The organism is Paenarthrobacter sp. NPDC089988 (assembly GCF_044748465.1).
Lineage (GTDB): Bacteria > Actinomycetota > Actinomycetes > Actinomycetales > Micrococcaceae > Arthrobacter.
Map to the genome: position 1 here is coordinate 76,244 of NZ_JBIVGD010000006.1, position 23,709 is coordinate 99,952.

Here is a 23,709-nt window from a genome sequence, read left to right on the forward strand (position 1 = left end):
AGGGGTTGGGGGCTACCGCTTGGCGGGCTTGCGTTGGGCGGGGGCGTTCGACGGCGGTCGCTTGGCCTGCGTGGCGGCCTTGCCGGCCTGCGCGGGGCGCTTGGGGGCGGCGGCCCTGGGCTGGGCGGGCGCGGCGGGGGTTGGGCGTTTGGGTGTGGCGGTCCGGCCTTGGGCAGGTCGGCCCTGGGCCGGACGTGCAGCGGGTCTTTTCGCGGGCGCTGATCCGGCAGGTCGCCTGGCGGCGGGACGCTTGCCGGGCCTGGCGGTGACGGGCTGGGCGCCGGAACCGAAGCCGGGCAACACTGCGCCGAGGAACAAGATCCCCAGTGTCCCCACCCCTGCCACGGCCGCCAGATAGAAGTAGATGTCCGAATCCTTGCTGCTCACAGCGCTTCCCAGGCCGTTGGAATCCTGGTTGAAGGCGAGGCCCCACATGCGCAGGAACGCGATGCCGAAGCCTATGAACAAGGCGGTGCCGGCGGCGGCGAGGAGTACCACAAGATACCTGCGCCGGTTGAAGACCTGTATCAGGGAAGCCAGGTAGCACGTGAGGATGGCGCCCAGGAGCAGGTACAGGACCACTTCCTCGAGGACGGCGGCGGCCAGGACCAGCAAGCCGAGGGAGACGACAGCGGCAATGATGGCAAGCTTTCCACTGTTCCCCATGCGACGCATGAGGTTAATCATCGCCGACCAAGGGGCTGCGCCACGCCGTCGTAGATTGCAGTTGTGTACCGTTGTGGAGCCCGCGTGCCACTACTTGATGACGTACCCGTGCATGATGGTCATCACCGCGGCGACGCTTTGTTCGCGGGTGCGCTCCGGGTTGTAGGTTTGCCGGTCCAGTCCCACCACGAAGATGGCCCCGAAGATGGCGGCTTCCAGGCTTCCCCGTGCAATGGAGGTATCCACCGTGTACCCCGAAGCCACGTCTTCCACCGCTGAGCCGATGACGGCGAGCAGCTCACCGCGGAGCTCGGCGAACACCGCACTCCATTCGCCCGGCGCCCGCCAATTCTCGCTGACCCAGAGCCGGGCGAAGGAGGGGTAGTCGTCCATGAACTCCATGGCCTGGCCCACCATGTCCCGCATGGCCTCCAAGGGATCCTCGGTATGGCCTTCTATGGCCTGCAAGCGTCCCAGCATGATGTCCACGCCGTGGCGCAGCAGTTGCGCAATCAGGTCTGATTTGCTGCCGAAGTTGTAGTAGACAGTCCCCTTGGACACGCCTGCTGCGGCGGCGATCTCGTCCACGGTGACACCGGCTGCTCCACGTTCGCCGATGAGTTCCATGGAGGCCTCGAACAGGCGCTGCTTTGTGGCGTTGGTGCGCTCGGGCCGGAGCTTCTTCTCTCCAGCTCCCGGCGACGGGACTGGCTCGGCGGTGCTCATACTGCGATCTCCGGCTTCAGGGTCTTCAACGTCCACATCTTGTGCTTGCGGACGGCGAGCGTGGACAGCGCCGCTCCCAGCAAAGTGTATCCAAGCAGGCCGAGCACAGTTGGCCAGATCATGGTCAGTTCACCGCCGTAGATCAGGTGCCGCATGCCTGTGACCACGTAGCCCATGGGCAGGACCTCGTGCACCACGTGCAAGGGCATGGGCGTGGTCTGCCAGGGGAACGTTCCGCCGGAGGAGACCAGCTGGAGGACCAGCAGGATCAGCACTACGAACTTTCCGGGCGTACCAAGCAGGGCCACGATTCCTTGGATGGTGGCACTGAAGGCCATGACAGCGGCCAGCATGAAGAGCCACATTCCGATGGGGTGCGCGGCGTTAAGTCCCAGGCCCAGGTTCACCACGACTGTGAGGATGGTGGCTTGCAACACCGAAACCACGAAGAACGGCAGCCAGCCGCCCACGGCGATCTTCCACGCCGGGGCATTGGACGCCAGGGCCCGCTGGGTGATGGGCCGCATGGCCTGGACCAGCATGAATACGCCAATCCAGAGGGCAAGTGTGAGGAAGAACGGTGCCAGGCCGGCGCCATAAGAGTTGGCCTTGGCCTGCGAGACGTTCTCCACCGCGACAGGATCCGCGATGACCTTGGAGACGTTGCTCTTCTGCTCGTCGTTGGGGTTCGGAATGTCGCCCGCGCCCTTGGCGAGCTCGGACGCGAGCGTGTGGGCACCGTCTGATGCCGTGGCTGCGCCCGTGGCAAGTTGTCCCGCGCCGTCGTCCAATTGGCGCGCGCCGCTGTCGAGCTTGGTGGCTCCATCCAGCGCGGCCTGCTGGCCGGCGGCGAGCGTTGCTGCGCCCGTGCTGAGCTGGTCTGCGCCGGCGGAGGCCTTCGAGATGGCATCGGTCAGCGCGGGCGTTGCTCCGGCGAGCTTCGCTGCCCCGGCACTGACGGCCGCCGAACCGTCGGAGAGTTGCTGGATCTTGGCGGCGTCCCCGGCGATCTTCGCCTTGGCATCGGTCACCGGGCTGGAGGTGGCGGCGGCATCGAAGTCGGCGAGGACTTTGTCCGCTTGCTCTTGAGTCAACACACCGGCGGCAACCAGCCGCGCGTTGGATTCGACGACGCGCTTCCGGAGGCCTTTGTCCGCGGCGTCCAACTGCCCGACGACGTCCTGCACCTTCGCGTTCAACTCGGCGTTGCCCGCGGCTACTTGGGCGGCGCCATCGGCAAGTTTCCTGGAATCCGACGGAAGCGTGGCGGTCTTGTTCTTCAGCTCTGTGAGGCCTGAGCTCAGTTGGCCCGCGCCCGTGTTGAGCTGGTTGGCACCATCTCGCAACTGGGTCTGGCCGGCCACCAGTTGATCCGCGCCGGTGACCAGTTGGCTGGTGCCGTTATGGAGGGTACCTGCGCCGTCGCTCAGCTTCCCCACGCCATCGGCCAATTGCCCGGCGCCGTCAGCGGCCTTGACGATGGACGCGTGAATGGTCCCGAAGCCTGTAAGGAGCTGGTTGGCTGTTTCCTCGCCGACTTCCTTGGCCACCGTTGAGTGGACGGCAGTGGTGAGCTTGTCCACGATGGTGCTCAGGAGGTAGTTGTTGGCGTCGTTGGTGGTGACGTGAAGCATGGCCTGGTTGGCGGCGTCGAAACTGCCGGGCGAAACCAGGTTCGCGGAGAAGTCCCTGGGAATGCGAAGGGCGAACGCGTACTCACCGGTCTTGACGCCTGCGTCTGCTTCCTCGGCCTTGGAGACCTGCTTCCAGTTGAAGACGTGGCCGTCCACGAGGCTGTCGGCTACCTTCTTGCCTGCCTGGAGCTCGGTCCCGTCCTTCGACGTCGCGCCGGTGTCTTCCACCACCAGGGCGGCGTCGATCTTGTTCAGGTTGCCGTAAGGGTCCCAGTTCGCGTAGAGGTACACGGCCCCGTAAAGCAAGGGAACCATGGTCAGGGCGAGGATGGTCAGCTTGGGCAGGAGCCCGCCGGTCATGCGCTTGAGTTCGGAGCGGGCAAGCCGCAGAACAGTCACTTTGCAGTCCTTTGGAGTTCTTGGTCTTCTTTGTCTTCTTCGGTAATGGCGCTTTCGGGTACGACGGCGGCAACTTCCGTCGCTGCTGTGGGCGCGGCTTCCGGCTGTGCTTCCGCCGGTTCCGGCGTGGGTTCGGCCGGCGCAGCTTCCGCTGCATGGGTCACCGAGTTGCCGATCACGGCCGCGGGTCCGTCCCATTCGTCCGGGAGGGCACTCACGGACGCGACGACGGCAAGCGGCCTCCCGGCGTCGGACGCCAAAGCCTGTAACCGGGGCAACCAAGCCGCGGGGTCGGCACTGTGGCGATCGGGGGAGTCGACCACCAAGAGGTCGATGGCGGGGTCGGCCAACGCCAGGGACGTCAGCAGTTCCAACCGGCGGCCTGCCGGGAGTTGTTCAATCCAGAGATCGGCGATGTCCTCGAAACGGTTGACCTTCAGCCATGGCTTGCTCAGCAGCGCGCCCCGGTAGCGGCGGGGAATGAGGGACAGGTCCTCGGTGACAAGGTCGCGGACGCTCAGGTGCTGCTCGGGTTCGTTGACGCCGGGGGAGTCGATCAACGCGCTCGCGAGCCGTATCTTCTTGGTTTTGGTGGTGCTGTCCCAGGAGAGGACGCCGTCGCTGGGCTTCATGCGGCCGCTCAGCGCAAGGGCGAGGGCGGTTCGCTGGTCCTGGCCTTCGCCCGAGATGAGGATGAGTTCGCCTCGCTTTGCTTCGAGCGAGGTAGGCGGTAGGAGGTCGGTCCGGCGGCCGTTGATCTGGAGTTGCTGTACGGACAGCATGTGATCCCTTCAAGGGTGATGGGTTCTGGTTCTGCATCGATTCTAACTAAACTGACCAGTCAGTTCAAATAGGTGTCTCTCACTTGCCCGTCCAACCCGGCGTAGGCTTCTCCCATGACTGCCGAAAACTCCCGTGAATTCGATGTGATCGTTATTGGCGCCGGTGCCGTGGGGGAAAACGTAGCGGACAGGGTGGTCCGTGGCGGATTGTCGGCGGTGATCATCGAAAGTGAGCTGGTGGGAGGCGAGTGTTCCTACTGGGCGTGCATTCCGTCCAAAGCATTGCTCCGGCCTGGAACGGTGCTGCACGCGGCCCAATTGGTGCCCGGCGCTTCCGAGGCAGTGACCGGAACCGTGGATGCGGAGGCAGCCCTCAAACACCGCGATTGGTTCACCAACAACTGGCAGGACGGCAGCCAAGTGGACTGGCTGGACAGCGCGGGCATAGAGCTGATCCGCGGACGCGGGCGCATCACTGGCCCCCGCGAAGTCCAGGTGGATGGCCTGGACGGCAACAGCTACGCGCTCAAGGCCCACTACGCCGTGGTGATCGCGACAGGCTCAACTCCCACCATTCCGGACATCGAGGGCCTATCCGATGTCCCCTTCTGGACTACCCGTGGCGCGACAGCCGCTAAGGAAGTCCCGCGCAGGATGGTGGTCCTGGGTGGCGGTGTGGCGGGTGTTGAACTTGCCCAGGCCTTCGCGCGCCTCGGTTCGGACGTGACCGTGGTGGCCCGCGGACGCCTGCTGAGCAGCTACCCCGCAGAAGCCGCCAACCTGGTCCTGGCAGGCCTCCGTGCGGACGGGGTCACCGTTCACGCGCACACGGACATCCGGAAAGTGGAGAAGAACGACGACGGCTCCGTCGCCGTGACGGTCGACGGCATGACGCTGCAAGCCGACCAGCTCCTGGTGGCATCCGGCAGGCACCCTTCGCTGGCCAATCTTGGCCTGGAAAGCGTGGGCGTCGCCGCAGAGGACGGAAAACTCCGGCTCACAACGGATCCCAGCGGATTGGTGGACGGGCCCGCCAGCGATGGCACCAGTGGCCTATGGCTCTACGCGGCCGGGGATGCTGCAGGCAAAGTGCTCCTGACCCATCAGGGGAAGTACGAGGCCCGCGCAACCGGCGATGCCATTGTTGCCAGGGCACGCGGACGCTTGCGCGGAACCCCCAAACCGTGGAGCTCCTTGGCCCACACGGCCAACGATCATGCCATCCCCAGCGTCGTGTTCACGGACCCGGAGGTTGCCTCAGTGGGTCCCTCGCTGGAGCAGGCGTTGCTGCAAGGGAAGAACGTGACCGGCGTCGAATTGCCGATCAACGTCTCGGGGTCCCAGCTGTACTCCTCCGATTACAAGGGCTGGGCGCAGATCGTGGTGGACGAAGACCGAAAGGTGATCCTCGGCGCGACGTTCGTTGGGCCCGGCGTGGCGGAGTTGCTGCACTCGGCCACGATTGCGATCGTCGGAGAGGTTCCGCTGGATCGCTTGTGGCATGCCGTGCCGTCGTATCCGACCATCAGCGAGGTGTGGCTGCGGCTGCTGGAGAAGTACGGGCTGTAGCAGCCCCGCAACGCAGGGTTAGGCGTGCATTGCTCCCATGAACCAGCCTGTGATGGTGGCAGGGTGGGTGATCGCGGTGCCCACCACCACGGCGAAGGCGCCGGCGTCCAAGGCTTGGCGGGCTTGGGCCGGCGTGTGGATGCGTCCCTCGGCGATGAGCGGCTTCCCCAGCTCCGCCGAAGCTATCTGATCCAGGAGCTCCAGGTCCGGCCCGTCGGTCTTGGGGCGCTCGCCGGTGTAGCCGGCAAGGGTGGTGCCAATCAGGTCCGCGCCTGCTTCAACGGCAGCAACGGCGTCCTCTAATGAACCACAGTCAGCCATCACCAGTGCCTGGGATTCCGCATGGATTCGGGCCACGGTGTCAGCCAGGGAGAGCCTGTCCGGGCGTGGCCGCCGGGTGCCGTCGATCGCCACAACATGCGCTCCGGCGTTGGCTACGGCCAGGGCGTGCCGGAGGGTTGGGGTGATGAAGACACCGTCATGGCCGTCCTTCCAGAGCCCGATCACAGGAACCTCGACGGCGGTACGGGTGAACTGCACGTCAGCCAGACCTTGGACGCGGATCGCCGCAGCACCCCCGATCACCGCCGAGGCAGCAACCTGGCCAGTGGTCCGGGGATCGCGCATCGGTTCGCCAGGGTATGCCTGGCAGGAAACGATGAGCTGGGAACGAAGGGCCTCGAGGCTTTCGGACGTGAGAATCACAGGTTTTCCTTAGCTAAGTACAAGTTTCGCGGCGCCCACTATGGCTGCGGAGTTGCCGAGGGTTGCACGGACAACGGGGACAGCAGCCAAAGGTGCAAGGAGTTCCTGGCGCAGCGCGGCTTCCATGGGTTTCCACCACAGCTCACCCGCGTCTGCTAGGCCGCCTGAGATGACCACGAATTCAGGGTCAAGGATGTTGATGAGCCCGCCCACGGCTTGGCCGGCGGCGGCGGCACCCAGTTCGATGGCGCGGGAAGCGGCGGTGAGGCTGGCCGCGGAGTTGGCGCCAGCGCCGGCGTCGTGGGTTCCGTTGGCGAGTGCGAACACGCCGCGGGTGTCCGTCGCCTCCGCAGCCGAGCCGCCAAAGCGAAGGAATGACTCATGGATTGCCGGCCCGGAGGCCACGGCCTCCACGTGCCCGGAGCCACCGCAAACACAGGGCAACGGAGCGCCATCAAAAGCAGCAAGAGGCGAGGCAAAATGCCCGACGTGCCCGCCCACAAACCGGTGACCCAGAAGCGGCGCGCTGTTCAGAACAAAGCTGCCACCAACGCCGGTCCCGAACGCCACCATCAAGGAACTCGACGTACCGGCGGCGGCACCGAGCCAGGCCTCACCGAGGGCATGCGCGTGGACATCGTTAACGGCACGCACGGCCGCAGCAGGAAACGAAAGCCGCGCGGCCAGCCCGGCCGTCAACGAAGTGCCCGCCCAGCCAAGGATCGCATCGGTGGCGGACACCACGGTTCCAGTAGCAGCATCAATGACCCCCGCGGAGCCGACACCGACGCCGGACACTGTCAGTCCGGCGTCGGCAGCCCGCTCAACCAAGCCCGCGATCAACGCCGCGGTGGCATCAAGGATCGCCTCGCCACCGGCCCGGTTGAGGGTCGGAATAGTGTCCGACATCAACACCTCGCCTGAGGAGGAGACAACCCCGGCGGCGGTCTTGGTGCCGCCGAGGTCAACGCCGATCACGTGGGTCATGGAAGAGGTCATTGAAGGTTAGACCAGCCCGTTGCGTTCCAGGATGGCGCGGATGGCAGCCGTTTCGGTCTCATTCAGGGACAGCATGGGCTGGCTCATGGTGTTGGACTCGATGATGCCCATGACCTGCAGCGCGGTCTTGAAAGCGCCCAAGCCAGCGGCACCGCCGGACACGCGGCCGTTGGGGGTGTAGACGATCTCGAAGACGTCGGCCAAGCGGTCCTGCTCCCGGGCCGCCAATGCCCAATCGCCGGCCTGCGCAGCGTCGAAGAGGCGGCGGTAGCCGGCCGGGTCAACGTTGCCGAGGCCAGGGACAACGCCCTGCGCACCGCCCAGGAGGGCGCCATCCACCACAACCTCGTGACCGGTGAAGATGTCGAAGTTGGGAATGTCCTTGGCTGCGAGGAGCAACTGGCGGAAGGAAACGTCGTCGCCGGAGGAGTCTTTCACGCCGGCGATCACACCGTCGCGGCCGAGGCGTACCAGGAGGTCCGTGGGCAGCTTGAAGTGCGTGCGGACGGGCACGTCGTAGGCGAAGATCGGCTTCTGGATGGCCTCGTGGATGCTGCGGAAGTGGGTCTCGGTCTCTGCGACGTTGCCGATCGCGTAGTACATGGAAGTCACCACGATCGCATCTGCGCCGAGGTCCACCACCTTGCGGGCTTCCTCGATAACGCGGTTAGTGGTTTGCTCGTTGGCGCCCACGATCAGGGGAACTGCACCGGCGTTGGCGTCGGCGATGGTGGAGACCACCAGTTCACGCTCGGCGTTGGTCACGTAGGGGACTTCGCCGGAGGAGCCCAGCACGAACAGCCCGGACACACCGCCGTCGATCAGGTGTTTGGTGACGTTCTTCAACGACTGGGTGTCGATGCTGCCATCGGCGTGGCGGGGCGTGATGACCGGGGGAATGACGCCCTGGAACTGAGTGGACACAGAAATCTCCGTTGTTTGTATCTTGTGAAGGTAAAAGCTAGATGTGGAGCAGGCTGGGCGCGGCGCCCAGGAGCTTCCGCGTGTAGTCGTTGCTGGGATTGTCGAAGACCTGCGCGGCTGTGCCTTGTTCGACGATCCTGCCGAAGTACATGACACAGATCCGGTCAGAGACGTAGCGGACGGTCTGGATGTCGTGCGAAATGAACACCATGCCCAGGTTCAGCTGCGACTTGAGGTCGGACAGCAGGTTCAGCACCTGAGCCCGCACCGAAACGTCCAGGGCCGACGTCGGCTCGTCCGCCACGATGATGTCCGGTTCCAGAGCCAGTGCCCGGGCGATCGCCACGCGCTGACGCTGCCCGCCGGAAACCTGCGACGGCGTCACTTCGGCCGCCGATTGCGGCAAGCCAACCAGCGCCAACAGTTCCCGGACCTTGGCCGCGCGGCTGGAAGCGTTTCCGATTCCGTGGACCTGCAGGGGATCGGTCAGGATGTCCTGGATGGTCATGCGCGGATTCAGGGCCGTGGACGGATCCTGGAACACCACGGAGACGGAGCGGCCGAACTCGCGCCGCATGGCTGCGTTGCGCTTGATGGCCGGCTTTCCGTGGAACAGGACACTGCCCGACGTCGGCGGCTGGAGTCCCACGAGCACTGACGCGAGCGTGGACTTGCCGCAGCCGGACTCACCAACGATTCCGACGGTTTCGCCGCGGCTGATGCTGAAGTCCACCCCGTCAACGGCCTTGACGATGTTGGGCCGGAACAGTCCACCGGTGCGTGCCCGGTGATGGACCTTGACGTCCTTGAGCTCAATCACTGGTGTGCTCACTTCGCGTCCTCCTTCAGGTGGCTCGCCCAGTAGTGGTCGGCATCGTCACCGTTCGCCGACGCGACAGTGGTGAGGACCAGTTTCTGGTGGGGATCGGCGTCGGGCCGCAACGAGCGGGCCGCGAAACGGTCGCCCGTGGCGAAATCGCGCGGAGAGGGAACCGTGCCGGGGATCTGGTGGAGCCGCGTGGCGTCGGCTTCGATGGAGAGCACGGCGCCGAGCAAGCCCCGGGTGTATTCGTGCTTGGGATTCTGCAGGAGCTCCGAAGCCTGTGCGGATTCCACTACCTGGCCTGCATACATCACGGTGATGCGGTGCGCCAGCGAGGCGACCAACGCGAGGTCGTGGCTGACGAACACCATGGCGAATCCGAGCTGCTCGCGGAGTTCGTTGAGGAGGTCCACAACCTGCTTCTGGACCGTGACGTCCAGGGCAGTGGTGGGCTCGTCAGCAACCACGATCTTCGGCGAACGGGACAGGGCCATGGCAATCAGTACGCGCTGACGCTGGCCTCCGGAGAGCTCGTGCGGGTAGCTGGCCAAGGTCCGGACAGGATCCAGCTTGACCATTTCCAGCAGCTCCGCGGGCGACTTGCGGCCCCCGCGCTTGGTGAGCTGTTCCAGCTGCTCCTTGATCTTCATGGACGGGTTCAAGGAACTCAACGCGTCCTGGTAGACCATGGCGATCTGCTCACCACGAAGGCCAACGTAGGCTTTCGGGTTGCTGTGCTTGGTGTTGGCGTCCAGGAGTTCCTTGCCATCGAAGGTGATGGATCCGGTGACCTCCGCCGTCTTCGGGAGGAGGCCCATGACGGCGAGCGAGGTGATCGACTTGCCGCAGCCGGACTCGCCCACCAGCCCCATGGTTTCGCCTTCCCGGACCGTGAAGGACACGTTGTCCACGATCGCGGTGTCGCCGAAGCGCCCGGGGAAACGGATGGACAGGTTCTTCACCTCAAGGACGTTGCGTGCGCCTGCCGCTACCTGCGGGAGGCGGTCGGTGCGCTTCGCTTCGATTTCTGCCAGCAACTCAAGTTCCCGGTCCAGGAGGAGGTGCGGGTTGGCGGCGGCGGGGGTATCGGTGAGCAGGGCTGACTGTCCGCCCGCGGAACCGGCTCCCAGGCCGGAAGCTGCCCGTACGCCGTCGAGCTCGTGTTCCTCAACAACAGAAGGCTGGGCAACTGACGTTGCCACCTCGGTGTCCACGGTGACGGAGGCGGAGGAACCGTCGTCGTCCTTCACCACGGGAGCCCGGCGGAGCTTGGGGTTGACCATCGCGTCGGTGAGGCCCTCGGCCAGGATGTTCAGGGACAGCACGGTCAGCAGGATGGTGAGGCCCGCGAAGGTGGTGGCCCACCAACCGCCGGACAGGACCAGGTTGCGTCCGTAGGAGATCACGTTGCCCCACGACGGAGCAGGATCCTGCACACCGGCGCCCAGGAAGGAGAGGGAGGCTTCGAGGATGATCGCGTCCGCCACCATGACGGTTGCGAACACCAGCACGGGGGCAGCGGTGTTGCGGACAATGTGCTTGACCAGGATGTAGAACCGGCCGGCACCCATGACCCGCTCGGCCCGGACGTAGTCTTCGCCGTACTGGGCCAGGACGTTGGCGCGGACCACACGGGCCAGTTGCGGGGTGTAGATGATGGCGATCGCGATGATGATGGTCGGGACCGAGTTGCCGAACGCCGCCAGAAGCACTGCCGCCAGCGCGATGCCCGGGAAGGCCATGAGGATGTCCATGATCCGCATGATGATCTCGTTCACGGACTTGCTGGAAGTCGCGGCGAACGAACCCAGGAGTGCGCCCACCAGGATCGCCAGGCCCACGGCGCCGAGGCCGATCATGAGCGAAGACTGTGCGCCGAACAACAGCCGGGAGAAGATGTCGCGGCCCAGGCGATCCGTGCCGAAGAAGTGTTCGGCGCCGGGAGGCGTGGCCGGAATGAACGTTTCCAGGGGGTCGTGCGGTGCCAGGACCGGCGCCAGGATGGCGGCGAGGACAATGAGGATGAGGAAGAGCAGGGCGATACGCGATCCCCAGGGCAGGGCCTTGAAACGAAGGCCCGGGGCGCTTAGCCGATCTGCGAGCTTGCTGCGCATGAGCTATACCGTCCTGATTCGGGGGTTGATGAGCAGGTAAAGAAGGTCCACCACGATGTTCACCAGTACGAAGGTGACGGAGATGGTGAGCACCACGCCCTGGACCAGGTTGACGTCCAGGTTGGTGATGCCGTTGAGGATGAGTTGGCCCATGCCGGGCAGGGCGAAAATCATTTCAATCACGACGGCGCCACCCAGCAGGTAGCCGACGCGGAGTCCCAGCACGGTCACCGGGGTGACGAGCGCGTTGCGGAGGACGTTCTTGGACACGACCTCGCGGTAGGGGACACCGTTGCCGATCGCTGTGCGGACGTAGTCGCGGTCCAGTTCTTCCACCATGGAGGTCCGTACCACGCGGATCAGCGAGGCGGACACGGGAATGCCGAGCGCCAAAGCCGGGAGCACCATGGAGTTGAGCCAACCGCCAAAGCCGGATTCCGGCGTCGCAATTCCGCCCGAGGGGAACATCGGGTTCTCGCCCAGCGCGAACCATTGGATAAGCAGGATGCCGAGCCAGAACGACGGCGTGGCGATCGCGGCAATCGAGAAGACGCGGACCAACTGGTCCTGCCACTTGTCGCGGTAGAGGGCGCCGAGGATGCCGAACGCCAGCGAAAGCACAATGGCGATGAGCACGCCCAGGAACGTCAGCAGCAATGTCAGGGGGAAAGCCGAGCCGATCATCGAAGCGACGGACTTGGCAGGGGGAGTGGTGACCCCGAGATCGAACTGCAGGAGTTTGCCGAGGAAGCGGAAGTACTGCAGGACCAGGGGATCGTTGAGGCCATTCTCCTGGCGGTACTGCTGCTTCGCTTCTTCGCTGGCGCCGTCACCGAGGGCCGAGCTGGCCTGGTCGCCGGGAGCGGCCTGCAGGACGAGGAAGACGAGCAACGTGATGCCCAGGATCATCAATGGCAAGGCTGCAAGTCTGCGGCCAAGCAGACGCAATATCGTGACCAATTTGTTCTCCGGTTGGTTGGAAATTTCTTGGCTTGCGGGGCCCGCTCTGCGTGCTAAGTGGGGGTTTTAGCGCGCAGAGCAGGCCTCACAAGGCTTAGGCAGTTCGTCCGACGTCGACGAACGACAGGCCCGTGGTGGGCAGCGGCTTGAAGCCGTTGAGCTTCTTCTCGTCCCACGCACTGGGGAGCTGGCGGTGGAAGATCGGGTAGAGCGGAAGTTCCTCGGAGACCAGGTCCACGATTTCGCCCACGGTCTTCTTGGCTGCGTCGCCGGAGGCCTGCGAACCCTTGTTCATGAGGTCCTGCAGCTTGGTGCGCTCCGGAGTGGTCCAGAAGGCGCGCTTTTCCATCCAGGTGGCTCCTGAGTAGAACCAGCTCAGGAGCAGGTCCGCGTCGTTGCCGAAGACGGACGGATCGCCGGGGGCAGCGACAACGGTGTAGTCGCCCTTGCCCACGCGGTCGCTGTACAAGGCGCCGGACTGGAGGTTCTTGACGGTGACCTTGACGCCGGGGATCTTGTTCCACGATTCGAGGATCAACGGAGCAACGTCCTTGACCCACGCGGTGTCCGTGGTGAGCAGTTCGAATTCGAGGTTGCTGACCCCGGCCTGCTTGAGCAGGTCTGCAGCCTTGGAGGCGTCGTAGCCGTAGACGTTCTTGGCCTTGACGTAGTCCGGATGGCCTTCCTGGAAGTATGAACTGGCGGCCTTGGCGTTGCCGAACAGGGCCTTCTTGATGATGGCTTCCTTGTCCATGCCGTAGTGCAGGGCCTGGCGGACCAGCTTGTTGTCGAACGGAGCCTTGGCACAGTTGAACATGAGGAACAGCAGGCCGAAGGACTGGACGGATTCAACCTTGACCTTGGACTTCAGGCCGTCGACGTCCAGGTAGGGGACGTCCTCAATGGCCTGGACACGGCCGGACTGGACCGCCGTGACGCGTGCGGCGGCGTCGGAGAGGAGCAGCCAGTTCATGCCCTTGGCCAGCGCGGGCTTGGGGCCGTTATAGTCTGCGAACGCTTCGAACACGATCTTGTCGTCCTTGACCGCGGACACCAGCTTGTAGGGACCGGAGCCCACCGGCTTGGCGTCGAAGGCCTTGAGGTCGGTGGCGAGTGCCTTGGGGACGATCTTGACCACGGAAATGCGCGGGCCGAAGCCGGGGAAGGCGTACTTGAGCGTGAATTCCACGGTCTTCGCGTCCACCGGCTTGACGTCCTGGATGAACGGAATGAACTGGGAGAACAGGGACTTGTTGGCCGGGTCCATCACACGGGTGAAGGAGAAGGCAACGTCCTCGGTGGTGACAGGGGAGCCATCGTGGAACTTGGCGCCGTCGCGGATGGTCACCTGGTAGGTGGTGTCGTTGACCTTCTTGGGGTCCGAGGCCGCGAGGGCGTTGTAAGGCTGGCGGGTGGCCGGGTGCAGTTCGATGAGGCCTTCGAAGATGTGCAGGTTGGCGGCCATGGGCGTTGCGCCGGAGGAGCTCAGCGGGTCGAAGCCAGTGGAGAGGGCGTAGGAGATGCCCGCCTCGATGATGAGGTCCCTGTTCACCGCCGCCGTGTTGCTTGCGTTGCTGGTGGTGGTGCTGGCAGCGCCGCCGCACGCAGAAAGGGTTGCCGTGAAGGCGGCTGCTGCACCAACTGCGCCGCTTAGCTTCAGGAAGTTCCGGCGGCTGGCGTCGTTGACCAGCGGCAGGCTGTGGATCGTCTTGCTCATAGGGTGCCTCACCATTCGAGTTTCGTGGGTTATCGGATGTAGGACGTCCGATGCTCGTATGGAAACTGTAAGGGCGGTCACAACGGAACGTCAAGCGGGAGTCGGGTGCCGGGGGAGCTGGCGGGGCCTCCGTAACCGGCGGTACAGGCCAGTATTGGCGGGAAATCCGAGGAATTCCCGCTACATACTTATCAAGGACGTGGGACATCCGATATTGTATGTTGCGAGTCACTCATTCTGCGGTGGGCGCTAAGCTCGCCTCAATATTAACACCGCGCTGCCCGGCACTGACGGGAGAGCGCATTGGCAAGGAGAGCGCCATGACAACTTCCGGTGTGGTTCCGCAAGCGCGGTTCAGTGCACAGGCACGCCTGCGTGCTTTGCAGTCGGACATTATGGAGCTGATCCTCGAACGCGAACTCGAAGCCGGCGATCCCTTGCCCACGGAAAGCGAGCTGTCCGTTGCCCTGGGCGTCGGCCGGAACACACTCCGTGAGTCCCTGAAGGTGCTCCAGGCTCTGGGCGTCATCGAGATCCGCCACGGTTTCGGCATGTTCGTGGCCCCCAGCAACTTCGACGCGCTTGCCGACGGCCTCACGTTCCGCGGCCGGTTGTCGCTGCGGCACCAAGGCCTCGAAGCCCTGCAGTTGGTGGATGTCCGGCAGGCGCTCGAATCCGGACTCATAGGCACGTCCATCGATGTCATGACGCCCGAGCAGCTTGCCTTGATCGAGGAAGCCGTCAAGCAGATGGAAGACCTGGCTGCCGCCGGCGAAAACTTCGTGGCCGCCGATGCGGAGTTCCACCGCCGCCTCTTCGAACCCCTCAACAACGAACTCCTGATCAACCTCATGGGCGTCTTCTGGAAGGTCTACCGGAAGATCCATGTAGAGATCGGCGCCGGCAACGAGGACCTGGTGAAGACCGCGGCCATCCACCGCAACATCTATGCGGCCGTCGCTGCCGGAGACAAGGTTCTGGCCGCCGAACTGCTCAACCGCCACTTCGATGGCATCCGCCGCCGCATCAGCGAGGCCGTTGGCGAGTAGCGCACGCAAACGCCCGGGCCGCCGTCGTACTTTCCGCAAAAGTACGACGGCGGCCCTTCCGTTCCTGCGCGCCCGTCACCTCCCTGCGTGGCCGGTGCTAACCGCGCCAGCCGGCCACGAGGACCGAGCGAAGGTAGTCGTAACGGAAATCGTTGATGTTTTCGCGTTCCGAGAGTGACGCGATCCTGTGGGGGAGCGCGGTGCCCGTCAAAGCCCCCACGCCAAAGAGGTAAGCCCATTCGTGGAAGCCCGGTGGCTTGTCCGGCAACGCCTTGCGCATGACTGTGATGAAGTCCCGCGCCATGGGGTCGAAGTATTCGGCGAGGATGCCGCGCTCGTGGGCCGCCGGATCTGAGGCTTCGCGGAGGACGAGCCGCGCGAAGAGCTTCCCATCCGGCGTTTCCTGCGCCCGCAATGTTGGCAGGAGAAACGCTTCCACGATCCGTTCGACGGCGTCACCCGCCGAGGTGTCGACGGCGAGTACCTCCCGGCGGCGTTCCTCGTTGAGGTGTTGGTACCGGGCGAACACTGCCGTGTAAAGATCCAGTTTGGTGGCGAAGTGGTAGATCACCAGCGGTGCCGTGGTGCCAATCTCCTCGGCGACGGCCCGCATGGTGGTTGCTTCGAAACCGCGGTCCGCGAACATCCTGACGGCGACGTCCAGGATCTGCTCGCGCCGCCGCGTTCCTGCGGTGTTTCCCTGCACTTCTGTGGACATGGTTTCCAGCCTATAGCTCCGTGGGTTCCGCGGGCGTTGACACAAACTGAATGGGTGTATAAATTCTAATCCAGCAGAAACTGAATGGGTGTCTAAGTTTTGTTTCTGCTCCGGGCAACGTCGCCCGCTTCAGAAGGGATCCCCGCCATGAAACGTGGAACCAAATGGTTCATCCTCCTCGGGTCGTTCGTCATCTACCTCTTTGATGCCCTGGAAATCGCAGTGCTCTCCTTCGCGTTGCCAGCCATCAGCGCCGAGTTGGGGCTGACGCCCTTGGCGGGAGGTTTGCTGGCTACCGCCACGCTCCTGGGCATGGGCTGCTCGAGTGTGATTACCGGTTGGCTGGCTGACAACCGTGGCCGGCGCGTCGCACTGATCGTCTCCATGGTGGTCTTCGTCGCCCTGACATCGGCGCTTTTCGTGGTGCCCAACTACGGGGTGTTCGTAGCTTTGAGGTTCCTTGCCGGCATTGGTTTGGGTGGTGTGTGGTCCGTTCTGTCCACGTATATCGTTGAGTCCTGGCCACCGTCACAGCGCGGGCGGGCTGTCGCTTTTGTCCTCGCGGCCTACCCGTTGGGTGGGGCAAGCGCGGCTTTGATTGCCGGCTTCTTCATGCCGGATTGGCGGCTGCTGTTCCTGGTCACGGGGTTGTCGGCGCTGGTTCCGTTGCTGATGGTGGTGTTCTTCTTCCCGGAGTCCAAAGCCTGGCTCGTCGAGCGGGCGGCGCGTTCGGCCGCCGTCGATACTCCCGAAGGCAACGTCACCGCGCGGGTGCTGTTCACCGGTCCGTACAGGCGGCGAACCATGGTTGCCACCCTGGTGGCGGTGTGCGCATTCATTGGTTTCTATGGCGCTTCCACGTGGCTGCCCAGCTACCTTTCCAGCGAACGGGAACTGGACCCACGGCAAGTGAGCTTCTTCATGACCGTCCTGAATCTGGGCATGTTCCTTGGGTACCTCGCTTTCGGTTGGGTGGCGGACAGGATCGGCCGCCGAAATGCGATCATTCTTTCCCTGGCAGGAACGGGTGTACTGATGCCTCTCTACGGACTGGTCAGCCACCAGGCAGTCCTGCTCTGGATGGGGCCGCTCTATGCCTTCTTCATGACCTTCGCCGGGCTTTTCGGTTCCTACCTTGGCGAGCTCTACCCAACCCGGATCCGCACCACGGGTGCAGGGTTCTGCTTCAACGTTGGCCGTGGAATTGCCGCGTTCGCACCCCTGGCCATGGGCGGAATCGCTGCCTCTTGGGGCTTCTCTTCCGGTCTCATCCTCTCCGGGGCGGTGTTCCTGTTGGGCGCTTGCCTCATGTTCTTCCTGCCGCAGACGCACACCGCTGCTGTCGCCGAAATCCATCCAGACAAGGAACCCGTCACGCATGCCTAAACTCGTAGACCTCTCCGTCAGCCTCAGGGCCAACATCGCCTCCGACCCGCCAGGCCTGACCCCGGAGATCGAATACTTCGGTCATAAGGAAACCGCCCGCGATCTGGTCTCCTTCTTTCCCGGCATGGTCGAGTCCGACTTGCCAGGAGGGGAAGGCTGGGCGATCGAGCGCGTCACAGCCACTACCCACACCGGAACACACCTGGACGCCCCCTACCATTACGCCTCCACCATGGACGGCGGTGCCCGGGCCATCACCATCGACGAGGTTCCGCTGGAATGGTGCTTCGGCCGGGGAGTGAAACTGGACTTTCGGCATTTCGAAGACGGCTACGTAGCCACGGCATCCGATGTGGAGATGGAACTGGGCCGGATTGGCCATGAACTCGCCCCGGGGGACATCGTCCTGGTCAACACCGCTGCCGGCACCCGCTATGGGCTGGACGACTACCTCTCCACAGGCTGCGGAATGGGCCGTGAAGCGACGCTCTACCTGACCAGCCGAGGTGTCCGGGTGACCGGTACCGATGCCTGGAGCTGGGATGCGCCCTTTATCCACACGGCCAAACGATACGGCGAAACCGGCGACAACTCCTTGATATGGGAAGGCCACAAAGCTGGCATGGAGATTGGCTACTGCCACATCGAAAAGCTCAGCAACCTGGAGGTCCTTCCGAGCACTGGCTTCCAGGTCTCCTGCTTCCCGGTGAAGGTCCACGGTGCGTCCGCCGGCTGGACCCGCGCCGTCGCAATCCTGGACCAGGAGGTTACGAGGTGAAGTTCTTCAGGATGATGCACGACGGCGTGCCTCGCCTTGGGCTGGCCGACGACGGTTTGGTTTCGGGCCGGCTTTACCCGGAAGGCCTCGAGGCCTTCGACGTGATTGCCTGGCCCTGGCAGTCCTCCAGCGGTGCGCTGGTGGACCTGCAGGACGCCGAGCTCTTGCCGCCGCTTGAGGTCACGAGCATCCGGGACTTCATCACCTTTGAGCAGCACACGATTGGCGCCCTGCGCTCCGTTGCCCCGGACAAGGGCATCCCCCAGGCCTGGTACGACGCTCCCGCGTTCTACTTTACGAATCCGCACGCGGCCATTGGCCATAACGCCACCGTCCCGATGGCACCGGGAACCCGGCAATTCGACTTCGAACTGGAAGTGGCCGCGGTGATCGGCGCCGACGGATACAACCTCTCTGTGGAGGAAGCCGAGGCACACATCGTCGGCTACATGATCCTGAACGACTGGTCTGCCCGGGATCTCCAGCGCGCCGAAATGGGTGTGGGACTCGGACCCGCGAAAGGAAAGGACACGGCCACCTCGCTGGGTCCCTTCTTCGTTACCAAGGACGAGGTTGCGGATGTCACCTCGGATGGATTCCTCAGTCTCGGCATGAGCGTGTCCGTTAATGGACAGGTGTTGGCCACGGATTCCCTGGCCAACATGGCGTGGAGCTTCGCCGAACTGGTGGCCTATGCCAGCCGCGGAACGTGGGTGCGGCGAGGGGACGTCCTCGGTTCCGGTACCAGCGGTGGCGGATGCCTCGCCGAGTTCTGGGGGTGGCACGGTTCCCAGACGCCACCACCGCTCCAGTCGGGAGACTCTGTAAGCCTGACGGTAGAGCGGCTCGGGACCCTCACTAATGTGATTGGTGATGCGGTTCCAGTTCACCCCGTGCCGCGTGCACGTCGCAGAGCCTACGCCCCGCCAACGCCGTTCAAGCCCGGGCGCTGACGGCCGCGCCTGTACCAAAAGGCAAGGGCCGCCGTCGTACTTTCCGCAGAAGTACGACGGCGGCCCTTGCGTTAGCGTTGCGCCCGACCCAACTAGGGGACAGCTCCTGTCCCTACGAGCGTTCAGTGGAACGTTATCTGTCCTTTAGTTGGGTAAGCGTGTAGCTGGGTACGCGTGGGGAAAACAAAAGACCCGCACCGGCGAACCGGTGCGGGTCTTGATTTGTGCGCCCAAAGGGATTCGAACCCCTGACCTTCTGTTCCGTAGACAGACGCTCTATCCAGCTGAGCTATGGGCGCATTTCGCGTGATTCTCGGCGGTCTGTTTCTCTGACCCCCTCGAACCTCAATAAACTTTACAGAAGTTCATGTGAAGTTCCAAATCGAAAAGCTGTAATCTGGCTTACTAGACCGGTCTAGGTGACCTTCGTCACTTAAATTGAGCATCTGGAAACGCAGATCCTTGAATTTCCGCGGTTTTTGCTTTTTGGTTCCCTGGTTGTCCGATGTCTGACAGCGGATTGGTCTGGTCCGCGCCCCCTATCGTTTAGGACACACCACCGAACCCTAGGGAAGGGAACCGCAATGGGCGATCTGGCGCGACTGCCGCTGCTTGAGAAGGCACCTACTACGCATGCACGCCTGCTGGCCTGGGTTGAGGAAGTTGCCGAGCTGACCCAGCCGGACCGCATCCACTGGGTTGACGGTAGCGAAGCAGAAAACAAGAAGCTGACCGACGAACTCGTCGAGGCCGGCACCTTGAAGCGCCTCAACCCGGAGACGTTCCCGAACTCCTTTGCGGCGTTCTCCGATCCGGCGGACGTTGCCCGCGTCGAGGAACAGACGTTCATCTGCTCCGAAAACGAGCGCGACGCAGGTTTCACCAACAATTGGATGGCGCCGGCCGAGATGAAGCAGAAGCTGCGCGGACTGTTCGCCGGCTCCATGCGCGGTCGCACCATGTACGTCATCCCGTTCGTCATGGGCCACCTGGATGCCGAAGACCCCAAGTTTGGCGTTGAGATCACCGACTCCGCCTACGTCGTGGCTTCCATGCGCATCATGGCCCGCATCGGCACGGACGTCCTGGACCGCATCACCCAGACTGACGCCTTCTTCGTTCCGGCCCTGCACTCGCTCGGCGCGCCCCTCGAAGCCGGACAGGCTGATGTTGCGTGGCCTTGCAACCCGGAAAAGTGGATTGTCCACTTCCCCGAAGAGCGTTCCATCTGGTCCTTTGGCTCCGGCTACGGCGGCAACGCCCTGCTGGGCAAGAAGTGCTACGCGCTGCGAATCGCCTCGGTCATGGCCCGCGACGAGGGCTGGCTGGCTGAGCACATGCTCATCCTCAAGCTGACCTCCCCGGAGCAGAAGACCTACTACGTTTCCGCTGCTTTCCCGTCCGCTTGCGGCAAGACCAACCTTGCGTTGCTCGACCCCACCATCAAGGGCTGGAAGGTTGAGACCCTGGGTGACGACATCACCTGGATGCGTTTCGGCAAGGAAGGCGAACTTCGCGCCGTCAACCCCGAAGCCGGCCTGTTCGGCGTTGCTCCCGGCACCGGTTGGGGCACCAACCCCAACGCCATGCGCGCCATCGCCAAGGGCAACAGCATCTTCACCAACGTTGCACTGACCGACGATGGTGGCGTGTGGTGGGAAGGCATGACCGAGGAAACCCCGGCCCACCTGACCGACTGGCGCGGTGAGTCCTGGACACCGGACTCCGACAAGCCTGCCGCCCACCCGAACTCCCGCTTCTGCACGCCGATCGACCAGATCGACATGCTGGCCGAGGAATACTTCAGCCCCGAAGGCGTGGAGCTCTCCGCAATCCTGTTCGGTGGCCGCCGCAAGACCACTATCCCCCTGGTCACCGAGGCCCGCGACTGGTCCAACGGCATCTTCATGGGTTCCACGCTCTCCTCGGAGACCACCGCTGCCGCCGCCGGCGCAGTTGGTGTTGTCCGCCGCGACCCCATGGCCATGCTCCCGTTCATCGGCTACGACGCCGGCGACTACCTGAACCACTGGGTCAACCTGTCCGCCAAGGGCAACCCGGAGCGCCTGCCGAAGATCTTCCTGGTCAACTGGTTCCGCCGCACTGCCGAGGGTGGCTTCGCCTGGCCCGGCTTCGGGGACAACGCCCGTGTGCTCAAGTGGGCCATCGAGCGCCTCGAGGGCAAGGCCGACGCAGTGGAGACCCCGATCGGCTTCGTTCCGACCGGCGAGTCGATCGACCTCGAAGGCCTGGATATGACCCCGGCCGAGGTTGAGGCCGCGGTTCGCGTTGACGCCGACGAGTGGGCAACTGAGCTCGCCTCCATTGAGGAATGGTTCGCCAACTTCGGCGGATCCCTCCCGGCGGCGCTGCAGTCCGAGCTGGATGGCCTGAAGAGCCGCCTGGCCTAGACCCCTTAGGGACAACGGCGTCCTTAAGTGCACGACGACGGCCTGTCACCTTTCGCTGGAAAGGTGACAGGCCGTCGTCGTGGTTTAAGCGTTAGTTGGCGAGCCAGACGTCCGGTCCGAACACTTCGTAGTGGATGCGCGTGGCCGGGATGCCCGCCTCGATGGCTTCGTCCCGGATCTTCTTCATGAAGGGCAGCGGGCCGCAGAGGTACAGCGAAGCATCCGCGGGCAGATCGACCTCGCGGAGGGACATGAAGCCTTGTTTTGCTCCGGCGGTTGCGCCGGGTTGCGGGGTCTCAAACCAGAGCTGCAGTTGGGCATCGATCCTGGCAGCGTCCGCGGTCATCTGGCCGCTGAGGGCCCAAGTATCCATGGACCGTTCGGCATGCAGGACCAGGACGTCACGCCCGGTGCCGGCATCGGCGAGGGAGCGCAGGATGGAAGCGGTTGGGGTGCAGCCGATCCCCGCCGAGGCCAGGATCACGGGCCCTTCGCCCTCCTTGAGCGTGATCTCGCCGTACGGGTTGGAGATTTCCAGGATGTCTCCACGCTCGACGGCGGTGTGCAGGGCGGTGGACACCTCGCCGCCGTCGTTGAGCTTGGTGGTGAAAATACGGCTGGTTCCGGCGCTGCCCGACAGGGAATACTGGCGGACTTGGCGGAGGCCATCGGGCAGCGTCACCTTGACGCTGACGTACTGGCCGGGTTTTGCCGCGGTGACGGGGGTTTCGTCCGCCGGTTCCAAGGTGAATGTCATGGAGTCCTTGCCCGCGGCTTGCTTGGACACCACGCGCCACGGGGTCCACATCCGGGTGTTGGCCTGGGCTGCGTAGAGGTCCTTCTCCAGCTTGATCAGCGCATCGGCCATGAGCCAGTAGACCTCGGTCCAGGCCTCTGCGATCTCTGGAGTAATGACGTCGGCCAGGTCAGCGGCGATGGCTGCAAACAGGTGTTCGTAGACCACTCCGTACTGCTCCTCGACGATCCCCAGCGAGGCGTGCTTGTGGGCGATGCGGGAGAGTACCTTTTCCGGAAGGCTGCCCGGGTTGTTGACCAAGTGCGTGGCGAAGGCTGCGATGCTCCCGGCCAGCGCCCTCTGCTGTTCACCCGAGCGCTGGTTGGAGCGACTGAACAGGCCGTCCAGGAGTTCCGGATGTGCCGTGAAAAGGCGGTTGTAGAAATCTGCGGTGATTTCTCCGATCCGCGATCCGACCAGCGGAAGAGTGGCTTCAATGATGGGGCGGGACTTTTCCGAGAGCATGGTTCTCCTGGGGTCGGGGTCCGGCTGGGTTGTCCGGACGTGAGGCATAAAATATACGTATTTTGAATGCGTGTATTTACACGTCAATTTCTACTCCTCGTAGAAAACATGTGCAAATCGCGACGCAGTGTGTCGCGGAGGGGTTTACGGAGCGGCGACCGTGGCTTCGGTCGCGGGCGAAATTCCGGCCTGGAACTGTGGCCGCAGTCCGATGGTTTGGAATACCGGGGCCATCTGGCGGGCATGCGGCAGCGACGCGATCACCACGCCATCGAGTTCCCGGTAGAAGGCTTCGCGCGCCCGTTTCATGGCGTGGCGGAGCCCGCATTCGGTGAGGAGAGGGCAGTCGCCGTTGGGGGACTGGCACTCGGCAGGGTCCTGTCGGCTGTCGAGGTGGCGCAGCAGTTGGCCCACCGTGGCTTTGCGCCCGGAGGCGTTCAGCCGGGACCCCCCGAGCCGGCCGCGTTCAACATCGATCAGACCGAGTTCCCGCAGCCGGACCATGGCCTTGCTGACGTGGTTGTAGGGCGTGCCAACAGCATCCGCCACAGCCTGTGTGGTCAACAGCGTTCCGTCAGGAGCTGCGGCCAGGACCATGACAGCGCGGAGGCTCACATCTGCGAACGCGTTGATCTTCATGGCATCTGCCTAACGTCGTGAGGTCTAGTCCACCCAGACGGTGGGCTCATGGGTGTCTGCTTCCATGGCACCGAAGGTGAAACCGTCCTTGGTTTGCGTGTAAGGAACGATGGCGGCCAGGACGCCGCCATCCCGGTGCTCGGCCGCGCCGGTGATGCCGTCCGATCCATGGTCCGGCAAGGATACGTCATAGGCAATGGCCACGGCGCGGTAGCCGTCACGGCCTTGGCGCAACAACTCCTGGACATCGGCCAGCATTTGTTCCGCGTCCAGCTCGCCGTTCTCATCCGGCTCGTTCGGGGTGACCAGGACGATCCGGAGCTCGCCGTCGTGGGACAGGGTGATGCCGAAAGGGAGGAAGCCACCGTTTTGGAGGAGGTGCTCCTGGGCCGTGCCAATGGCGGTGCCCAGGGTGTCGCGGAGCTCGCGGTCCTGGTCAGTGGTGGAATCTTGTCCGGCCGGCTGCCCCGTTGCTTGAGGGTTTTGGCTCATGGTG

At 64.0% G+C, this 23,709-nt stretch carries 21 protein-coding genes and 1 tRNA gene; 6 read left to right on the forward strand and 16 right to left on the reverse strand.

Annotated elements, in window-relative coordinates; translation table 11 throughout:
• Positions 1 to 12: 12 nt before the first annotated feature.
• From ACIPV6_RS09545 to ACIPV6_RS09560, 4 genes are all read right to left on the reverse strand, one after another.
• The gene (locus tag ACIPV6_RS09545; protein ID WP_400270637.1) at positions 13 to 666 is read right to left on the reverse strand and encodes a hypothetical protein; all 654 of its coding nucleotides are present in this window, start codon (positions 664 to 666) and stop codon (positions 13 to 15) included.
• Positions 667 to 756: 90 nt separating this feature from the next.
• Positions 757 to 1,392: a TetR/AcrR family transcriptional regulator gene (locus ACIPV6_RS09550; protein WP_400270638.1), complete on the reverse strand. Its 636-nt coding sequence runs from the start codon at positions 1,390 to 1,392 to the stop codon at positions 757 to 759.
• Entirely contained in the window at positions 1,389 to 3,425 is a 2,037-nt protein-coding gene (locus ACIPV6_RS09555) for a YhgE/Pip family protein (protein WP_400270639.1), read from the reverse strand. The genes ACIPV6_RS09550 and ACIPV6_RS09555 overlap by 4 nt, the downstream gene beginning before the upstream one ends.
• Positions 3,422 to 4,207, reverse strand: coding sequence for an ABC transporter ATP-binding protein (locus ACIPV6_RS09560; RefSeq protein WP_400270640.1), 786 nt, complete (start codon positions 4,205 to 4,207; stop codon positions 3,422 to 3,424). The genes ACIPV6_RS09555 and ACIPV6_RS09560 overlap by 4 nt, the downstream gene beginning before the upstream one ends.
• 114 nt (positions 4,208 to 4,321) lie before the next feature.
• Here ACIPV6_RS09560 and ACIPV6_RS09565 point away from each other — a divergent pair, with 114 nt between their 5' ends.
• Positions 4,322 to 5,776 (forward strand): dihydrolipoyl dehydrogenase family protein, encoded by a 1,455-nt coding sequence (locus ACIPV6_RS09565; protein ID WP_400270641.1) that lies wholly within the window; start codon positions 4,322 to 4,324, stop codon positions 5,774 to 5,776.
• A gap of 18 nt (positions 5,777 to 5,794) precedes the next feature.
• On the opposite strand, the gene ACIPV6_RS09570 is transcribed toward ACIPV6_RS09565, so the two are convergent.
• The 7 genes from ACIPV6_RS09570 to ACIPV6_RS09600 all read right to left on the reverse strand — a co-directional run bounded on the left by ACIPV6_RS09570 (position 5,795) and on the right by ACIPV6_RS09600 (position 14,018).
• Entirely contained in the window at positions 5,795 to 6,481 is a 687-nt protein-coding gene (locus tag ACIPV6_RS09570; protein ID WP_400270642.1) for an N-acetylmannosamine-6-phosphate 2-epimerase, read from the reverse strand.
• 9 nt (positions 6,482 to 6,490) lie between these two features.
• A complete protein-coding gene (locus tag ACIPV6_RS09575; protein WP_400270643.1) occupies positions 6,491 to 7,468 on the reverse strand; it encodes an ROK family protein in 978 nt (325 codons plus the stop codon).
• 18 nt (positions 7,469 to 7,486) lie between these two features.
• Positions 7,487 to 8,404 (reverse strand): dihydrodipicolinate synthase family protein, encoded by a 918-nt coding sequence (locus tag ACIPV6_RS09580; RefSeq protein ID WP_400270644.1) that lies wholly within the window; start codon positions 8,402 to 8,404, stop codon positions 7,487 to 7,489.
• A gap of 37 nt (positions 8,405 to 8,441) precedes the next feature.
• Positions 8,442 to 9,236 (reverse strand): ATP-binding cassette domain-containing protein, encoded by a 795-nt coding sequence (locus tag ACIPV6_RS09585; RefSeq protein WP_400270645.1) that lies wholly within the window; start codon positions 9,234 to 9,236, stop codon positions 8,442 to 8,444.
• On the reverse strand, positions 9,233 to 11,341 hold the full coding sequence (locus tag ACIPV6_RS09590; protein WP_400270646.1) for a dipeptide/oligopeptide/nickel ABC transporter permease/ATP-binding protein: 2,109 nt from the start codon (positions 11,339 to 11,341) through the stop codon (positions 9,233 to 9,235). Before ACIPV6_RS09590 ends, ACIPV6_RS09585 begins: the two co-directional genes overlap by 4 nt.
• Positions 11,342 to 11,344: 3 nt before the next feature.
• Positions 11,345 to 12,301 (reverse strand): ABC transporter permease, encoded by a 957-nt coding sequence (locus ACIPV6_RS09595; RefSeq protein ID WP_400270647.1) that lies wholly within the window; start codon positions 12,299 to 12,301, stop codon positions 11,345 to 11,347.
• 94 nt (positions 12,302 to 12,395) lie between these two features.
• A complete protein-coding gene (locus ACIPV6_RS09600; protein ID WP_400270648.1) occupies positions 12,396 to 14,018 on the reverse strand; it encodes an ABC transporter substrate-binding protein in 1,623 nt (540 codons plus the stop codon).
• 320 nt (positions 14,019 to 14,338) lie between these two features.
• Between ACIPV6_RS09600 and ACIPV6_RS09605 the strand changes: the two genes are divergently transcribed.
• A complete protein-coding gene (locus ACIPV6_RS09605) occupies positions 14,339 to 15,067 on the forward strand; it encodes a FadR/GntR family transcriptional regulator (RefSeq protein WP_397323857.1) in 729 nt (242 codons plus the stop codon).
• Between the two features lie 97 nt (positions 15,068 to 15,164).
• On the opposite strand, the gene ACIPV6_RS09610 is transcribed toward ACIPV6_RS09605, so the two are convergent.
• Positions 15,165 to 15,785 (reverse strand): TetR/AcrR family transcriptional regulator, encoded by a 621-nt coding sequence (locus ACIPV6_RS09610; protein ID WP_400270649.1) that lies wholly within the window; start codon positions 15,783 to 15,785, stop codon positions 15,165 to 15,167.
• Positions 15,786 to 15,932: 147 nt separating this feature from the next.
• Between ACIPV6_RS09610 and ACIPV6_RS09615 the strand changes: the two genes are divergently transcribed.
• From ACIPV6_RS09615 to ACIPV6_RS09625, 3 genes are read left to right on the forward strand one after another with little or no spacing between them, the layout of a single operon-like run.
• Positions 15,933 to 17,171, forward strand: a complete 1,239-nt coding sequence (locus tag ACIPV6_RS09615; RefSeq protein ID WP_400270650.1) for an MFS transporter — start codon at positions 15,933 to 15,935, stop codon at positions 17,169 to 17,171.
• Positions 17,164 to 17,949, forward strand: a complete 786-nt coding sequence (locus ACIPV6_RS09620) for a cyclase family protein (protein ID WP_400270651.1) — start codon at positions 17,164 to 17,166, stop codon at positions 17,947 to 17,949. The genes ACIPV6_RS09615 and ACIPV6_RS09620 overlap by 8 nt, the downstream gene beginning before the upstream one ends.
• Complete coding sequence (locus ACIPV6_RS09625; protein ID WP_400270652.1) at positions 17,946 to 18,902, forward strand: fumarylacetoacetate hydrolase family protein; 957 nt, start codon at positions 17,946 to 17,948, stop codon at positions 18,900 to 18,902. Before ACIPV6_RS09620 ends, ACIPV6_RS09625 begins: the two co-directional genes overlap by 4 nt.
• Positions 18,903 to 19,127: 225 nt before the next feature.
• On the opposite strand, the gene ACIPV6_RS09630 is transcribed toward ACIPV6_RS09625, so the two are convergent.
• A tRNA-Arg gene (locus ACIPV6_RS09630) sits at positions 19,128 to 19,201 on the reverse strand.
• 285 nt (positions 19,202 to 19,486) lie between these two features.
• Here ACIPV6_RS09630 and ACIPV6_RS09635 point away from each other — a divergent pair.
• Positions 19,487 to 21,313 carry a phosphoenolpyruvate carboxykinase (GTP) gene (locus ACIPV6_RS09635; protein ID WP_400270653.1) on the forward strand — a complete coding sequence of 609 codons (1,827 nt, stop codon included), beginning with the start codon at positions 19,487 to 19,489 and terminating at the stop codon, positions 21,311 to 21,313.
• Positions 21,314 to 21,404: 91 nt separating this feature from the next.
• Here the strand turns inward: ACIPV6_RS09635 and ACIPV6_RS09640 are convergent, their stop codons facing one another.
• The 3 genes from ACIPV6_RS09640 to ACIPV6_RS09650 form a co-directional block, all read right to left on the reverse strand.
• Positions 21,405 to 22,574, reverse strand: a complete 1,170-nt coding sequence (locus ACIPV6_RS09640; protein WP_400270654.1) for a globin domain-containing protein — start codon at positions 22,572 to 22,574, stop codon at positions 21,405 to 21,407.
• A 144-nt stretch (positions 22,575 to 22,718) separates the two neighbouring features.
• Positions 22,719 to 23,213: an RrF2 family transcriptional regulator gene (locus tag ACIPV6_RS09645; RefSeq protein ID WP_400270655.1), complete on the reverse strand. Its 495-nt coding sequence runs from the start codon at positions 23,211 to 23,213 to the stop codon at positions 22,719 to 22,721.
• A 24-nt stretch (positions 23,214 to 23,237) separates the two neighbouring features.
• Positions 23,238 to 23,705: a hypothetical protein gene (locus ACIPV6_RS09650; RefSeq protein WP_400270656.1), complete on the reverse strand. Its 468-nt coding sequence runs from the start codon at positions 23,703 to 23,705 to the stop codon at positions 23,238 to 23,240.
• Between the last annotated feature and the right edge of the window lie 4 nt (positions 23,706 to 23,709).

Coding starts and splice junctions, on each gene's coding strand:
- ACIPV6_RS09545 (WP_400270637.1), bottom strand. CDS start 666: ATGGGGAACAGTGGAAAGCTTGCCATCATTGCCGCTGTCGTCTCCCTC.
- ACIPV6_RS09550 (WP_400270638.1), bottom strand. CDS start 1,392: ATGAGCACCGCCGAGCCAGTCCCGTCGCCGGGAGCTGGAGAGAAGAAG.
- ACIPV6_RS09560 (WP_400270640.1), bottom strand. CDS start 4,207: ATGCTGTCCGTACAGCAACTCCAGATCAACGGCCGCCGGACCGACCTC.
- ACIPV6_RS09565 (WP_400270641.1), top strand. CDS start 4,322: ATGACTGCCGAAAACTCCCGTGAATTCGATGTGATCGTTATTGGCGCC.
- ACIPV6_RS09575 (WP_400270643.1), bottom strand. CDS start 7,468: ATGACCCACGTGATCGGCGTTGACCTCGGCGGCACCAAGACCGCCGCC.
- ACIPV6_RS09590 (WP_400270646.1), bottom strand. CDS start 11,341: ATGCGCAGCAAGCTCGCAGATCGGCTAAGCGCCCCGGGCCTTCGTTTC.
- ACIPV6_RS09600 (WP_400270648.1), bottom strand. CDS start 14,018: ATGAGCAAGACGATCCACAGCCTGCCGCTGGTCAACGACGCCAGCCGC.
- ACIPV6_RS09605 (WP_397323857.1), top strand. CDS start 14,339: ATGACAACTTCCGGTGTGGTTCCGCAAGCGCGGTTCAGTGCACAGGCA.
- ACIPV6_RS09610 (WP_400270649.1), bottom strand. CDS start 15,785: ATGTCCACAGAAGTGCAGGGAAACACCGCAGGAACGCGGCGGCGCGAG.
- ACIPV6_RS09615 (WP_400270650.1), top strand. CDS start 15,933: ATGAAACGTGGAACCAAATGGTTCATCCTCCTCGGGTCGTTCGTCATC.
- ACIPV6_RS09620 (WP_400270651.1), top strand. CDS start 17,164: ATGCCTAAACTCGTAGACCTCTCCGTCAGCCTCAGGGCCAACATCGCC.
- ACIPV6_RS09635 (WP_400270653.1), top strand. CDS start 19,487: ATGGGCGATCTGGCGCGACTGCCGCTGCTTGAGAAGGCACCTACTACG.
- ACIPV6_RS09640 (WP_400270654.1), bottom strand. CDS start 22,574: ATGCTCTCGGAAAAGTCCCGCCCCATCATTGAAGCCACTCTTCCGCTG.
- ACIPV6_RS09645 (WP_400270655.1), bottom strand. CDS start 23,213: ATGAAGATCAACGCGTTCGCAGATGTGAGCCTCCGCGCTGTCATGGTC.
- ACIPV6_RS09650 (WP_400270656.1), bottom strand. CDS start 23,705: ATGAGCCAAAACCCTCAAGCAACGGGGCAGCCGGCCGGACAAGATTCC.